14 protein-coding genes are annotated in these 14,657 nt (G+C 65.1%); 10 read left to right on the forward strand and 4 right to left on the reverse strand.

Annotation, left to right across the window (positions count from 1 at the left end; genetic code table 11):
- The first annotated feature begins 108 nt into the window (after positions 1–108).
- From ccoG to ccoS, 4 genes are read left to right on the forward strand one after another with little or no spacing between them, the layout of a single operon-like run.
- Complete coding sequence (gene ccoG / locus IVB45_RS10445; RefSeq protein ID WP_247360058.1) at positions 109–1,575, forward strand: cytochrome c oxidase accessory protein CcoG; 1,467 nt, start codon at positions 109–111, stop codon at positions 1,573–1,575.
- A gap of 15 nt (positions 1,576–1,590) precedes the next feature.
- The gene (locus IVB45_RS10450) at positions 1,591–2,076 is read left to right on the forward strand and encodes a FixH family protein (protein ID WP_247360057.1); all 486 of its coding nucleotides are present in this window, start codon (positions 1,591–1,593) and stop codon (positions 2,074–2,076) included.
- Between the two features lie 11 nt (positions 2,077–2,087).
- The gene (locus IVB45_RS10455; protein ID WP_247360056.1) at positions 2,088–4,280 is read left to right on the forward strand and encodes a cation-translocating P-type ATPase; all 2,193 of its coding nucleotides are present in this window, start codon (positions 2,088–2,090) and stop codon (positions 4,278–4,280) included.
- On the forward strand, positions 4,280–4,447 hold the full coding sequence (ccoS, locus tag IVB45_RS10460; RefSeq protein ID WP_027568806.1) for a cbb3-type cytochrome oxidase assembly protein CcoS: 168 nt from the start codon (positions 4,280–4,282) through the stop codon (positions 4,445–4,447). The genes IVB45_RS10455 and ccoS overlap by 1 nt, the downstream gene beginning before the upstream one ends.
- On the opposite strand, the gene IVB45_RS10465 is transcribed toward ccoS, so the two are convergent.
- Positions 4,444–5,646, reverse strand: a complete 1,203-nt coding sequence (locus tag IVB45_RS10465; protein ID WP_247360055.1) for an MFS transporter — start codon at positions 5,644–5,646, stop codon at positions 4,444–4,446. The two genes, ccoS and IVB45_RS10465, sit on opposite strands and share 4 nt — an antisense overlap.
- 100 nt (positions 5,647–5,746) lie before the next feature.
- On the reverse strand, positions 5,747–6,229 hold the full coding sequence (locus IVB45_RS10470; protein ID WP_007594004.1) for a cupin domain-containing protein: 483 nt from the start codon (positions 6,227–6,229) through the stop codon (positions 5,747–5,749).
- Between the two features lie 242 nt (positions 6,230–6,471).
- Between IVB45_RS10470 and IVB45_RS10475 the strand changes: the two genes are divergently transcribed.
- Together IVB45_RS10475 and IVB45_RS10480 are read left to right on the forward strand one after the other, a co-directional pair.
- The gene (locus IVB45_RS10475; RefSeq protein ID WP_027568809.1) at positions 6,472–6,756 is read left to right on the forward strand and encodes a hypothetical protein; all 285 of its coding nucleotides are present in this window, start codon (positions 6,472–6,474) and stop codon (positions 6,754–6,756) included.
- Positions 6,757–6,836: 80 nt separating this feature from the next.
- Entirely contained in the window at positions 6,837–7,553 is a 717-nt protein-coding gene (locus IVB45_RS10480) for a peroxiredoxin-like family protein (protein WP_247360054.1), read from the forward strand.
- A gap of 24 nt (positions 7,554–7,577) precedes the next feature.
- Here the strand turns inward: IVB45_RS10480 and IVB45_RS10485 are convergent, their stop codons facing one another.
- Complete coding sequence (locus tag IVB45_RS10485; protein WP_247360053.1) at positions 7,578–8,465, reverse strand: LysR family transcriptional regulator; 888 nt, start codon at positions 8,463–8,465, stop codon at positions 7,578–7,580.
- A gap of 172 nt (positions 8,466–8,637) precedes the next feature.
- Here IVB45_RS10485 and IVB45_RS10490 point away from each other — a divergent pair, with 172 nt between their 5' ends.
- The 3 genes from IVB45_RS10490 (at position 8,638) to IVB45_RS10500 (ending at position 11,708) form a co-directional block, all read left to right on the forward strand.
- Positions 8,638–9,459 carry a 3-hydroxybutyrate dehydrogenase gene (locus IVB45_RS10490; RefSeq protein ID WP_247360052.1) on the forward strand — a complete coding sequence of 274 codons (822 nt, stop codon included), beginning with the start codon at positions 8,638–8,640 and terminating at the stop codon, positions 9,457–9,459.
- Between the two features lie 70 nt (positions 9,460–9,529).
- The gene (locus IVB45_RS10495; RefSeq protein WP_247360051.1) at positions 9,530–10,672 is read left to right on the forward strand and encodes a patatin-like phospholipase family protein; all 1,143 of its coding nucleotides are present in this window, start codon (positions 9,530–9,532) and stop codon (positions 10,670–10,672) included.
- Positions 10,673–10,757: 85 nt separating this feature from the next.
- Complete coding sequence (locus IVB45_RS10500) at positions 10,758–11,708, forward strand: oxygenase MpaB family protein (protein ID WP_247360174.1); 951 nt, start codon at positions 10,758–10,760, stop codon at positions 11,706–11,708.
- A gap of 127 nt (positions 11,709–11,835) precedes the next feature.
- On the opposite strand, the gene glgA is transcribed toward IVB45_RS10500, so the two are convergent.
- Complete coding sequence (gene glgA, locus IVB45_RS10505) at positions 11,836–13,251, reverse strand: glycogen synthase GlgA (protein ID WP_247501314.1); 1,416 nt, start codon at positions 13,249–13,251, stop codon at positions 11,836–11,838.
- 195 nt (positions 13,252–13,446) lie between these two features.
- On the opposite strand from glgA, the gene IVB45_RS10510 reads away from it, so the two are divergent.
- Positions 13,447–14,643: a CoA transferase gene (locus IVB45_RS10510; RefSeq protein ID WP_247360049.1), complete on the forward strand. Its 1,197-nt coding sequence runs from the start codon at positions 13,447–13,449 to the stop codon at positions 14,641–14,643.
- Positions 14,644–14,657 lie beyond the last annotated feature (14 nt).

The following is a 14,657-nucleotide window of genomic DNA, read 5'->3' on the forward strand; positions in this document are numbered from 1 at the left end:
ATCCGGGACAGGCGGGGGCGAACAAAAAAAGCCCCCGCTTGCGCTGGATCAACTGACGCGGCGGCGTCGGGTCTAGGTTTTATCGCACCTCTCGAAAAGCTCCAGGCGATGAACAGGACCGTGAACCCAAAAGAGCTCCCATTAGACGATGACAACGGGCCGCTCTATGTGGCCCAGAAGAAAGTCTATCCCCAGAGCATCTCCGGCACCTTCCGCCGGATCAAATGGGGCCTGATGGCGTTCTGCCTCGGCGTCTATTATTTCCTGCCGTTCGTGCGCTGGAACCGCGGCCTCGGTGCTCCGAGCCAGGCGGTGCTGATCGATCTTCCCAACAGCCGCTTTTATTTCTTCTTCATCGAGCTGTGGCCGCAGGAGGTCTACTACTTCACCGGCCTGCTGATCGTCGCCGCGGTGGCGCTATTCCTGATGAACTCGATCGGCGGCCGCATCTGGTGCGGTTATCTCTGTCCGCAGACAGTCTGGACGGATCTGTTCTATGCGGTCGAGCGTCTGATCGAGGGCGACCGGCGCGAGCGGATGAAGAAGGACAAATCGTCCGACCCGATGAAGCTGGAGCGCATCTCCGAGATCGTGCTCAAGCATTCGATCTGGCTTTTGATCGGGTGGTGGACCGGTGGCGCCTGGGTGCTCTATTTCAACGATGCACCGACGCTGGTCAGGGAACTCGTCACCTTCCAGGCGCCGATGATCGCCTATATCTGGATCGGCATTCTCACCGCGACGACTTACGTGCTCGCCGGCTTCATGCGCGAGCAGGTCTGCACCTATATGTGTCCGTGGCCGCGGATCCAGGCCGCGCTCACCGACGAATGGGCGCTCAACGTGACCTATCGTTACGATCGCGGCGAGAAGCGTACCTCGGTGAAGAAGGCAGCCGAGCTGCGCGCGCTCGGCGAGCATGTCGGCGACTGCGTCGACTGCTATCAATGCGTCGCCGTGTGCCCGACCGGCATCGACATCCGCAATGGGCCGCAGCTCGAATGCATCCAGTGCGGGCTCTGCATCGACGCTTGCGACAACGTGATGACGAAAATCGGCCGGCCGAAGCGGCTGATCGGCTATGACAACGACGTCAACATCCAGCGCCGCCAGGAAGGCAAGGCGCCGGTCTACCGGATTGTCCGGGCTCGCACCGTCGCCTACAGCGCGATCATCGCGGCGGTCGGCGGCATCATGATCTATACGCTGGCGACCCGCAGCCTGCTCGACATCAACGTGCTGCACGACCGCAACCCGGTCGCTGTCAGGCTCAGCGACGGATCGATCCGCAACGCCTACACGGTGCGGCTGCTCAACAAGAGCGGCTACGACCGGGTCATCGCGATCGACGCGAACGGTCCCGTCAATGCGACGATCCATGTCATCGGGATCGATTCAGTGACGCAGGACCGGCCGATGATCGTGGTTCCGCGCGACTCCACCAGCGAGCTGCGGGTGCTCGTGACCGCGCCGGTGGAGGGCAATCCGGAAAAGTCGATCCCGGTTCGCTTTCACGTCACCGATATCGGCCTCGGCGAAGTCGCCAGCGCCACCGACAATTTCGTCGCGCCCTAGGATCAGGAGTTCGCCATGGCAACCAAGCCGCTGACCGGAACCAAGGTGTTTCTGATGCTGGTCGCCTTCTTCGGCGTCGTGATCGGCGTTAACGCGACCATGATGAAGCTCGCGATCGCGACGCTGCCAGGGACGGACGTCGACAGCCCCTATGCCGCGGGCCTTACCTATGACCGCGAAATTTCGGCGGCGCAGGGCCAGGCTGCGCGAAAATGGAAGGTCAACGCGCATGTCGAGCGCCGCGCCGATGGCGGCGCCGTGCTTCAGGTCGAGGCGCGCGATGCGAGCGGACAGCCGATCGCCGGACTGAAATTCGGCGGCCGCCTGGAGCGGCCGACCGACAAGCGCGCCGATCTCGCCATCGAGCTCTCGGAGGCCGGCATCGGCCTCTATCGCGGCAATGCCGCATCGGTCGCGCCGGGCCAGTGGGATCTGGTGATCGAGGGCGAGGCGCGGGGAACGCGCGTGTTCATGTCGCGCAACCGCGTGATCCTGAACTGAAGGATTTTGCCATGCACGTCTCGCGGGATTTTTCGCACTACGTCCGGACTGCGGGCGAGGGCGTCCAGCACATCGATCTCGCGGTCGAGGGTGTCCACTGTGCCGGCTGCATGGCCAAGATCGAGCGCGGGCTATCCGCGATTCCCGACGTCACGCTGGCGCGCGTGAACCTCACCGACCGGCGCGTTGCACTGGAATGGAAGGCGGGCACGCTCGATCCGGGCCGCTTCATCGATCGCCTCGAGGAGCTCGGTTATAAGGCCTATCCTTACGAAACCGAGAGCGCGGAGGCGAGCGAGGTCGCCGAATCGCGCTTCCTGCTGCGCTGCCTCGGCGTCGCCGCGTTCGCCACCATGAACGTGATGATGCTGTCGATCCCGGTGTGGTCCGGCAATGTCTCGGACATGCTGCCGGAGCAGCGCGATTTCTTCCACTGGCTGTCGGCGCTGATCGCACTGCCGGCGGCGGCCTATGCCGGCCAGCCGTTCTTCCGCTCGGCCTGGCGCGCGCTGTCGGCCAGGACCACGAACATGGACGTTCCGATCTCGATCGGCGTGACGCTGGCGCTCGGCATGTCCGTGGTCGAGACTATCAACCGCTCCGAGCACGCCTATTTCGACGCGGCGATCATGCTGCTCACTTTCCTCCTGGTCGGTCGCTTCCTCGACCAGAACATGCGCCGGCGGACCCGCGCGGTCGCGGGCAATCTCGCCGCGCTCAAGGCGGAGACCGCGGCCAAGTTCGTCGGGCCTGACGAGATATCTCAAGTGCCGGTGGCCGCGATCTATCCCGGCGACATCGTGCTGCTGCGCCCCGGCGAGCGCTGCGCGGTCGACGGCACCGTGATCGAGGGCCGTTCCGAGATCGACCAGAGCCTGATCACCGGCGAGACGCTCTATGTCACCGCCGAACAGGGCACGCCGGTCTATGCGGGATCGATGAACATCTCAGGGACCTTGCGGGTGCGGGTCTCCGCGGCCTCGGAGGCGACGCTGCTTGCCGAGATCACGCGGCTCCTCGACAATGCGCTGCAGGCGCGCTCGCGCTACATGCGGCTCGCCGACCGCGCCTCGCGTCTCTACGCGCCGGTGGTGCATGCCACCGCGCTCGTCACCATCCTCGGCTGGGTCATCGCGGGCGCCGGCTGGCATGATGCGATCGTGACCGGCGTCGCGGTGCTGATCATTACCTGTCCCTGCGCGCTCGGGCTCGCCATTCCAACGGTGCAGACGGTGGCTTCGGGCGCGATGTTCAAGGCGGGTGTGCTGCTGAATTCCGGCGATGCCATCGAGCGTCTCGCGGAAGCCGATCACGTCATTTTCGACAAGACCGGCACGCTGACGCTGCCCGATCTCGAAGTGATGAATGCGGCCGATATCCCCGCTGATATCCTCGAGCTTGCCGGGCGGCTCGCGCTGTCGAGCCATCATCCGGTCGCGGCCGCGGTCGCGCAGGCCTCCGACGCCAGATCGCCGATCGTCGGCGCGGTCGAGGAGGCCGGCCAGGGCGTGCGCGCTGTGGTCGATGGCATCGAGATTCGCCTCGGCCGTCCGTCCTTCTGCGGCGCCGAGACGCTGGTCTCCGACGTGACAAATCTCGATCCCGAAGCCTCCGTCGTGGCGTTCAGCAAGGGCAGCGAAAAATTCATCCTCTCCGTGCGCCAGGGCCTCCGTCCCGATGCGCAGGCTGTGATCGCGGCGCTGAAGGCGCGCAATATCGGCATCGAGATTCTCTCCGGCGACCGTGAACCGGCGGTGATCGCGGCGGCCCATGCGCTGGGCATCTCGGAATGGCGGGCCGGTGTGACCCCGGCCGACAAGATCGCGCGGATCGAGGTCTTGAAGCAGCGGGGCATGAAGGTCCTGATGGTCGGCGACGGCATGAACGATGCGCCGTCGCTGGCGGCAGCGCACGTCTCGATGTCGCCGATCTCGGCCGCGCATTTGAGCCAGGCGACCGCCGATCTCGTCTTCCTCGGCCGACCGCTGGCCCCGGTCGTCGCCGCCATCGACGCGTCGCGCAAGGCGCTGCACCTGATGCGGCAGAATCTCTGGCTTGCGATCGGCTACAATGTCCTCGCGGTGCCGGTCGCGATCAGCGGCGTCGTGACACCCCTGATTGCGGCTGCCGCGATGAGCGGATCGTCGATCCTGGTAATGCTGAATTCGCTGCGCGCCCGCAGCGCCTCGCGGGAGATCACGTGATGGAAATCCTGGTCATCCTGGTGCCGCTGGCGCTGATGCTCGGTCTCGCCGGTCTGGTCGCCTTCCTCTGGTCGCTCCGGAGCGGCCAGTACGACGATCTCGACGGCGCCGCATGGCGCGCCATCGCCGACGACGAGCCGCCGCAGGAGGTGCCGGTCAAGCGCTAGCGCTTCAAGGCGAGCGTCAGCAGGGCAGCCACAGCAAGGGCAGCGCCGACACCCGCGACGCACGCCTGCCAGCCGAACCCGTCGAACAGCCGGCCGAGCACGGCCGTCCCGACTAGGCCGCCGCAGAAGTAGCAGGCAAGATAGGTCCCGCTGGCGATGCCGCGGCTGTCGGTCGCCGCCTGTCCTACGAATCCTGTCGCAGCCGCTTGCGCGAAGAAGGTGCCGACGCCAACCAGAACCATGCCGGTGACGACTTCGCCCAGATGCGGCGCCAGCAGCAGCGGCAGGCCCAGCCCGGCGACGGCCAGCGAACCCCAGATCGTCGGCCGCGCTCCCAGCCGCGTGGCCACCTTGCCGGCCAGCAAGGTCGTGACGACCGACGGCAGGAAGACGAAATAGACAAGGCCCAGGTCCATCATGCCGAGCGAGAGCGGCGGCTGGACCAGCACAAAATTCACGAAGGTGAAGGTGCCGATGAAGGCGAACAGGATGCAAAATCCGATGCCGAAGGCCGCGCGCAACTGCGGATTGCGCCAGTGCGCGATCGTGGCGGAGAGGGGCGATCCCGCAGGCATCATCGCATGCATCGGCCGCACGCGCCCGATGGTGAAACAGACCAGCACTGCGCCGGCCAGATTGAGGGCTGCGAAGAAATAAAAATTCCAGGCGAGGCCCAAGCCGTCGGCGACCGCCGCCGAGATCAGCCGGCCGACCAGGTTGCTGGCGACATTGCCGGTGATGTAGGCGGCAAAGGCGCCGCCGGCATCCGTCGAGCTGCATTGCTCGCCGAGATAGGCGAGGGTGAGCGCGAAGGCCGACGCCATGCACAGGCCCTGCGCGATCCGCAAAGCGGTGAAAACCGCGAGATTTGGCGCGGTCGCCAGCAGGCTGGTGGGGACTGCCAGCAGCGCGAGGCTGAGCAGGATGCCGGTCTGCCGGTTGATGCGCGGGCTGAAGAAGCCGACGACGAGGCTGGCTATCGCCATGCCGAAGGTGCTGGCATTGACGGCAAAGCCCATCGCCGCAGGTGTGACGCCGTAATGGCGCGTCAGCGAAGGCAGGATCGCCTGCGTCGCGAACAGATCGACGACGGTGAGGAAGGCGGTGAGGCCGATGACTAGGGAGCGAAGCGCGAGACCTGGCGAATGCGCGTCCATCGTCATCGCGGTCGGTTTGATCGGCGCGGAAAGATCGGTCATGGCAGGCCTCCCTTGTGATGAATGTGGCGCCCGCATGCGGGGCAGCATGGGGATCACGGGCGCCACATTCCGTCACGCGTGCGCTGGGGTCGCGCACCCGTTACATGTTGTGGTCATGCGGGTCCTTGCGGACGTCGCCGACATAGAGGATGACCGTTTCCTTGCCGAGGTTCTTCCACCAGTGCGAGGTGCCGGACACCTCGGGGCGGATGTCGCCGGCCTTGTGCACGATCGGATCGACGCAGTTGGAGGCGTGTTCGACGATCTCGCCTTGCTGCACGAAGATCAGGGCAGGGCGATCGTCATGGCTGTGCCAGGGAACGATGCCGCCGGGCTCGATGGTCAGCTTGCGGAAGCGCAGCTCGCGGCCCTCGATGTGTGCCGGCTGCTTGCCGAGGTCGATGGCGCCGAGCGTGACGTCCGTGACGCCGACCGGCTTGTAGTCGACCATCTGCTGCGCGTTCGGCTTGATCTTGTCGGCCGGGCATTCACCGGCGGAGACCGGCTGCGCCGAGAGTGTCAATACGCCGAGGATGGCAAGGCCGGGCCAGACCGCGCGCGACAATGTATGATGCTTGAACATCGGGACGTCTCCTGTGTTGGCCGCAACCGCGATGGTCGCCGGCTATGTCGGGACTTTCGTCGAGAGAGTGCTCGTTCTGAAATGCTCTTTCGCTCTCGCTGCGATAGACCGGCGCTATCGGGCCCGATACGCGCTCGCTATCGAACCGATTGGGGATCGGCATTTCCGCTTCCCGAGCGCTTGGCGTTCGATGGCGGGGCGCCCGATTGGCGGGCGTTCACGTCAATCCGGAGGAGCATCTCATGACGAAATTATCCAAGACCTTGATTGCCACGGCTGCGTTCGCGGTCATCGCCACATCGGCCTTCTCGGAGGCCGCATGGGATTTCAAAGCCGGCATGGCCTACATGTATGGCGGACCCGGCAAGATGTCGGCGATGGCTATGGCCCCGGCGGAGAAGAACCACGAGGCCATGATGAAGAGCGCCAAGAAGGTCCCCGACAACACCGTCTTCTTCATGAACAACGGATCGCTGTATTCCACCTCGGGGCGGCTGGATCCGACCGGCAATTTCTACGTCAACTGATCGCGCGCGCATGACGGCCGCCTCTTGCGGGCGGCCGGATCGGGCACCTAATATTCGTCCCCTGAACGCTGGAGCGCAAGATGACCTCTCTCTCGCCGGCCGATGCCGAGCTGCTCAAACTCGCCTTCCAGCGCTGCCGTGACATGGATGGCACGCTGAACGAGCAACTCCGCGCCTATGCCGACGCCAGCCGCGACGTGTTCCCGGCCTATGGCGAGGCAGTCGATCGTCTGGTGACCAGATTGAATGGAGGCGGCGGCGGCGAGACCGCGCCGCGTCCGGGCGACGCAATGCCGTCGTTCATGTTGCCTGACGAGAGCGGGCGTCTCGTCGCGCTGTCCTCACTGCTCGAGAGCGGCCCAGTCGCCGTGATGTTTTTCCGCGGCCATTGGTGCCCCTATTGCCGGCTCAATGTCCGCGCGGTGGTCCAGGCGCTTGATAGCATCGAGTCCATGGGTGCGCGGATTGTCGCGATCATGCCGGAGACGCAGGAATACACCCAGCAGCTCAAGGCGGAAGCTGGCGCCCCATTTCCGATCCTGACCGACCTCGACAACGGCTATGCGTTGTCGCTCAATCTCGCGATCTGGCTCGGTGCCGAGATCCAGCACCTGTTGTCCTATCAGGACATGGCGAAATTCCACGGCAATGATGGCTGGATGCTGCCGATCCCGGCCGTGTTTGTCGTTGGTCGCGACGGTCTCGTGAAAGCCCGCTTCGTCGATCCGGATTTCCGCAAGCGCATGGAGATCGATGATCTGCTTGAAGCGTTGGAAGGCGCGAGCAGGGAGGCCTAAAAGAGTGAGGAGCGAGCGTGGCTGCTACCCCGCAATCTCCCGCCAATCCGCACCGCGCAACATGCGCATAACGGCATTGGCCACCGCCGTGCGCTGCCGGCCGGCCACCCCGTAGAGGCTAACGGTGCGACGGGCGTCCAGCCCGGCGACCGCAGCGCGCGTCAGCGTCTCCGGAACGGGCGAGGTGTGCGGCAGCATGGCGACGCCGATGTCGGCCTCGACCAGCTCGATCAAATCGCGCTCGTTCGAGATTTCGTGACCCTGCTCGACCGCGATGCCGTGCTCGCGCAGGCTCGCCGAGATACGGGCGGAATGCTCGCAAAATGTCCGGCTCAGCAGCTGCTCCGCGCGCAGATCGTCCAGTGCGATGCTGCTGCGGCCGGCCAGGCGGTGCCCGTCGCTGACCACGAGCTCGAAGCTCTCGGTGAATAGCGGCCAGACATCGAGCCGCTCCCAGGCCTCGTCGATGTCCGCGGCAATCCCTAACTCGGCCTCGCCCTTCTTCAGGAACTCGGCCACTTCACGACTCGAGCCGCGCAGGAAGCGGAATTCGAGCCGGTTGAACTGCCGCTTGATCTGGTTGAGATGCGGAATGAGGAGCGACAGGTCGATCGAATGCGTCAGCGCGACGCGGAGCGCGCCGATCTCGCCGCTCCGGAACGAGGAGGCCAGCGATCGGGCGCCGGTGGCCGCTTCGAAACACTGCTTCAGCAGAGGATGCATGCGCTGCCCGAGCTCGGTCAATTGCGCTGCGGGCCGTTCGCGGCGAAACAGATCGCCGCCGAGCTCGGCCTCGAGCTGCTTGATCGCGCGTGTCAGCGAAGGCTGCGTCACGTTGCATTCTTCGGCGGCGCGCGTGAAGTTCAAGAGCTGCGCCACCGCGAGGAAATAGCGGACCTGGTGCATTTCCATGGATCGGCTCTCCAGCAAGACCTGGCGGAAGCTAGCCGATCGGGGCGGAGAATGACATCCCGGCCGCAATAGCGCACGGGCATGGTTTCGGAAGCCAACGGGCATTTCCGTCAAACCAGGCGATCCCTCAGAGTCGGCTCAACATCAGTCATCGTGTCGGAGCATTTTGCCAATGAATATGTCCGTGAAGCCGCAGACGTCCGCCGCCCGGGCGCTCGCGGGCAAGGTTGCCCTCGTCACGGGCTCAACCAGTGGCATCGGCCTCGGTATCGCGCGGGCACTTGCCGCGGCCGGCGCCGACATCGTGCTGAACGGCCTTGGTATGGCGGCCGAGCTCGACCGGACGCGCGAGCAGATCGCGGCGGAGTTCGGCGTCAAGGCAAGCTTTTCGCCGGCCGACATGACGAGGCCGAATTCGATCGCCGAGATGATCGCGGCGACGGTCGCGCAGGCCGGCCGGCTGGACATCCTGATCAACAATGCCGGCATCCAGCACGTCGCGCCGCTGGAGCAGTTTCCGGTCGAGAAATGGGACCAGATCCTCGCGATCAATCTGTCGTCGGCCTTCCACACCACGCGGCTCGCGCTGCCCGCAATGCGACAGAACGGGTTCGGCCGGATCATCAACATCGCCTCCGCGCATGGTCTCGTCGGCTCGCCGTTCAAGGCGGCCTACGTCGCGGCCAAGCACGGCATCGTCGGGCTCACCAAGGTGACCGCGCTGGAGACCGCAGAAGAGGGCATTACCTGCAACGCGATCTGTCCCGGCTATGTCTATACGCCGCTGGTCGAGGCGCAGATCGATGGACAGGCCAAGGCGCACGGGATCTCGCGCGACCAGGTGATCCGCGACGTGCTGCTGGCGCAACAGCCCAACAAGCGCTTTGCTACGGTCGAGGAGCTCGGCGCGCTCGCGGTATTCCTCTCGACCGACGCGGCGGCTTCGATCACCGGCGTCGCGCTGCCGGTCGACGGCGGCTGGACCGCGCATTAACATGAGCCGGCGTAACAAGTGGCGGCCGGCAGCGAATCTCGGAGCAGTGCAGGCTGATCAGGAGCGAACCATGAACGGCACGCAGAGTAACATCCAGCGCAAGGACCTGCCCGGGCAGGTCGTCCTCGTGCTTCAAGGCGGCGGTGCGTTAGGCTCCTACCAGGCGGGCGTCTATCAGGCGCTGCACGAGGCCGGTATCGAGCCGGACTGGATCATCGGCACCTCGATCGGTGCCATCAATGCCAGCCTCATTGCGGGTAATGCGCCGGAGCACCGGCTCGCGCAGTTGAGGGAGTTCTGGAAGCGGATGGAGCAGAAGCCGGTCTGGGACTGGCACACCTCATTGCCCGGCTTCAACGAGAAGCTTGCCTATTGGTCGGCCGTGACCCACGGCATTCCAGGGTTCTTCCGGCCCAATCCGCTGGCGCATGCCGGCGATTCCTATCCGCTCGGCGCCGATCACGCCGGATTCTATTCCACTGCGCCGCTGGAGGAGACGCTGCGCGAGCTGGTCGATTTCGATCTGGCCAATCGCTGTGCGCCGCGGCTGACGGTCGGTGCGGCGCATGTCGGCACCAGCCAGATGCGCTATTTCGACAGCCGCGACGGTGAGCTGACGGTGAAGCATGTCATGGCTTCGGGCGCATTGCCGCCGGCATTCCCGGCGGTGCGGATCGATGGCGAACTCTATTGGGACGGAGGCATCCTCTCGAATACGCCGACGGAAGCGGTGTTCGACGACAATCCGCGCAAGAATTCGCTGATCTTCTCCGTGCATCTGTGGAATCCCGTCGGCGCCGAGCCGACCACGATGGCGGAGGTGCTGAACCGGCACAAGGATGTGATGTATTCGAGTCGGATCGCGAGCCAGATCGAACGCCAGCAGCAGGCCCATCGCCTGCGCCATGTCATCAACCAGCTTGCGGAACGCCTGCCTGAGAGCGAGCGCGGCGATGCCGCGGTGAGGGAGCTGATGAGCTACGGCTGTCCGACCCGTATGCATGTCGTGCGGCTGCTGGCGCCGCAACTAGATCGCGAGACCCACACCAAGGATATCGACTTCAGCCCGTCGGGGATCACCCGGCGCTGGCATGCCGGCTATGCCCACACGAGGGCGGTGCTCGCGCGAAAACCGTGGATCGGCGAATTCGATCCACTTGCCGGCGTGGTGCTGCACGAGCATATGGACGAGATGCCGATGGCGGCGGAGTAGAACCGCAAGAGATCGTCCGCCATCATCGAAATGCCACAGGCCTTGCGGATCGTCGCTCTTTGTCCGCAGCTGAAAGGGCATGCAAGTGGTGTCGGGAAGCGATCTGGAACTGGCGCTCGATCACGTCCGCGCGGATATGGCGGGACCGATTGCCGGCGTGTTCGGTCCTGACACGGTGACCTGGCGGATCGACCGGGAAGCCGTGATCTTTCTCGGTGCCGGTCGTGCGTTGTTGCTGCAGCTGGCGCATCCCTGGGTCGCCGCCGCCATCGCCGAGCATTCGAAAACCTTGGCCGATCCGATCGGACGATTTCACCGCACCTTCGACATCGTCTTTGCCATGGTGTTCGGCTCGCTTGACCGCGCGCTGTCATCATCGCGGCAACTGCACCGGCGCCACAGCATGATCGTCGGCGAGATGCCGGAGACCGTCGGTCCGTTCGCGGCAGGCTCGCGCTACTGTGCCAACGACATCCCGTCGCTGCGCTGGGTTCATGCCACGCTGGTCGAGACCGCGCTGATGGCGCATGATCTGGTTTTGCCACCGCTCTCGGTAGATGAGCGCGAGCGCTACTGGGCCGAGAGCCGGTTGTTCGGTGCCTTGTTCGGGTTGACGGCGCACGACCTACCCGCGGACTGGTCGGGCTTTGCGGCCTACACCGTGGCGATGGCGCAGTCGGACACGCTGACCGTCAGCCCGGCCGCGCGCGAAATCGCCACACAAATCTTCAGCGGCTCCCGTCCGTGGTTGCGGCCACCGCGATGGTATCGCTCGCTCACGGCAAGCCTGCTGCCGGAACGCCTGCGTGTGGGATTCGGGTTCGATCTTGATGAGCGCGACACCAGATCCGCCGAGAATGCGCTCCGCTGGACCAGGCGCGTCTATCCGAAATTGCCGGATCGCTTGCGCTATGTCGGTCCCTATCAAGAAGCGCAAGCGCGGCTGCGCGGCGAGCCGCAGCCCGACTGGATGACGCGGTGCCTCAACCGTGCCTGGATCGGCCGCCCGCAGATGGATGTGCGCGGGAGGGGGTGAAGTCCTCCGCCGTTGCCACAAACCACCGTCATTGCGAGGAGCTCTTGCGACGAAGCAATCCAGGCTGCTACCACGGAAACAGTCTGGATTGCTTCGCTACGCTCGCAATGACGAGGAAACGCAGGCCTCACACCGACGCCAGCTTCCGGTACAGCGCGTTGTAGCTGCCGGCCGGGATGCTCCAGGAGAACGAGCGTCCCATCGCACTGCGACGCATGGTGTCGAGCTGGTCTTGCGCCATGAAGGCGGAGAACGCACGGCGGACGCCGCCCAGGAAGGATTCGTGCGAGGGTTTTGAGAACAGGAAGCCGGTTTCGCCGTCCGTAATGGTCTCGGCGAGGCCGCCGGTCTGGTGGCCGATCGGCAGCGAGCCGAAGCGCTGGGCGTACATCTGGCTAAGCCCGCAGGGCTCGAAGCGTGACGGCATCAATGTGAAGTCGCTACCGGCGAAGATGCGGCGCGCCTGGGCCTCGTTGAAGCCGATCACGACCCCGATCGCGTCGGGGCGCCGGCGATGCGCGTCGATCAGCGCCTGCTCGAGCGCCGGCTCGCCGGAGCCGGTGACCACGATCTGCCCGCCGGCATCGACGATCTCATCGGCCGCCGCCAGCACGAGGTCGATGCCCTTCTGGTGCACCAGCCGGGCGACGATGCCGAACATCGGACCGCGCGACACCGCAAGCCCGAACTGCTTGCGCACATAATCCGCATTGGCCTTCTTGCCGACCCAGTCGCCGGCGCCGAACTGCTGGGCAAGCTGGGCGCAGGAACGCGGGTCCCAGCTCTCGTCGATGCCGTTGAGGATGCCGGTGAGCTCGGCCGCGTCGGAACGGACTCGAAGCAGGCCTTCGAGACCGCAGCCGAATTCATCCGTGGTGATCTCTCGCGCATAGGTGCCGCTGACTGTCGTGAGATGCGAGGCGTAGACCAGCCCGGCCTTGAGGAAGGAGAGCTGGTCGTAGAACTCGACGCCGTCGATGTGGAAGGAGCTCTCCGGTACACCAATTCGTCGCAGCGAGTCCTTCGGGAAGAGGCCCTGATAGGCGAGGTTGTGGATGGTCAGGATCGACGGCAGCTTGGAGCCGCGCCACGCGAGGTAGGCCGGCACGAGCGAGGCCTGCCAGTCATTGGCATGGATCAGGTCGGCTGCCCAATCCTTGTCCAGCGTGCCCATCGCGAGCTCAGCGGCGGCCGAGGCAAAGCGCGCGAAACGGATGTCGTTGTCGGGCCAGTCGCGCCCGGACTCGTCGCCATAGGGGTTGCCGGGCCGGTCGTAGAGTTGCGAGCACAACAGCACATAGACCGGCAGGCCGTCCTTGGTCGCGGCCCGGCCGAGCGAGCAGGCCGGCATCTCCGCGAACGCCGGACAGCGGCCAACGATCTGAATATGCGTGAGTTGTTCGATGATATCGCGATAGCCGGGCAGCATGACCCGGATGTCGGCGAAAGGACGGAGGGCTCGGGGGAGTGCAGCGGAAACGGCTCCGAGTCCGCCGACGCGGACAAAGTCGTCCATCTCTGTCGTAACGAACAAGACCCTCAAGAACTGCTGCCCTCTGCCGGAGCCCGATTGCTGCTATGCAAGAACGGGTCCAGTTGCCCCGGAATTCCCAAAGCCGCCCGCCAGACGCGTCCGTTCGGTAAAGACTTTCCTACTCAGCCGCCGCCCTTTAGGGTCGGCGCACGAACAACAGAGAACTTCGATAAGTTCCTAACTGACCCGAGGACGCAAGCAGGCATGCAGCTATCAGATAAGCATGATGGGACGACGACAAAGGCCTTCGCCGGCCTCCGGGTCCTGGATTTTTCGACCACCATTGCCGGTCCCCATTGTGCGCGGATGCTCGCCGACATGGGCGCCGAGGTCATCAAGATCGAGACCGACGGCGGCGAGACGATGCGAACCCGGCCACCGCTGCGCAAGGGCTGCAGCACCGTGTTCGGCCAGCTCAACGTCGGGAAGAAGAGCGTCGTGCTCGACCTCAAGTCCGAAGAGGGCAAGGAGGCGGTCCGCCGGCTGGCCGCGACGGCCGACATCCTGGTCGAGAACTTTCGCCCCGGCGTGATGCACCGGCTGCGGCTCGACTATGACAGAATGCGCGCCGTCAACCCGAAGCTGATCTACTGCTCGATCTCCGGCTACGGCCAGAGCGGCCCGTCGGCCGAGCTGCCGGCCTACGCGCCGGTGATCCATGCGGCATCCGGCTATGATATGGCGCATCTCGCCTACCAGCCCGGCCGCAGCCGCCCGGATTATTGCGGCATCTACCATGCCGACGTCGTCACCGGCACCTACGGCTTCGGCGCGATTGCGTCGGCGCTCTACCAGCGCACCCTGACTGGGCTCGGCCAGCACATCGACGTCTCCATGCTGGAATCGATGCTGACGCTGACATTGATCGAGTTGCAGAACTCGCAGTTCACCGTGAAGCCGCCGCCGCGCCCGATGTTCGGGCCGACCGAGACGGCGAGCGGTTATGTCATGATCACAGTTGCCAGCGAGAAGACGTTTCAGGGACTGATGGGCGTGATCGGCCGCCCCGAATGGATCCTCGATCCGCGCTTCTCCACCTACGCCGCGCGTCGCGACCATTGGGCCGACTTGATGGACGGTGTCGAGGCCTGGTCGCGGCAGCTCTCGACCGATGTCTGTCTTGTCGCGCTAGGTGCGGCCGGCGTGCCGGCCTCGGCCTACCGCACTGTGTCCGAAGCACTGGCCGATCCGCAGCTCGCGCATCGTCAGGCGCTCTCGTCTGTGGAGGACGAAGGCGGTTCGTTCCAGGTCCTCAATCTGCCGTTCCGAATGACCGGTGCCGACACGACACCGGGCAAGACGATGGCCGTGCTTGGCGAGCACACCGACCGACTGCGCGCGGAGATCGGGCTCACCGACGGTGGACCAATTCCGTTAGCCAAAACAGCCGCGCAAACCTGACGGCGAGGTTGACG

The sequence above is a fragment of the Bradyrhizobium sp. 4 genome (assembly GCF_023100905.1).
GTDB lineage: Bacteria > Pseudomonadota > Alphaproteobacteria > Rhizobiales > Xanthobacteraceae > Bradyrhizobium.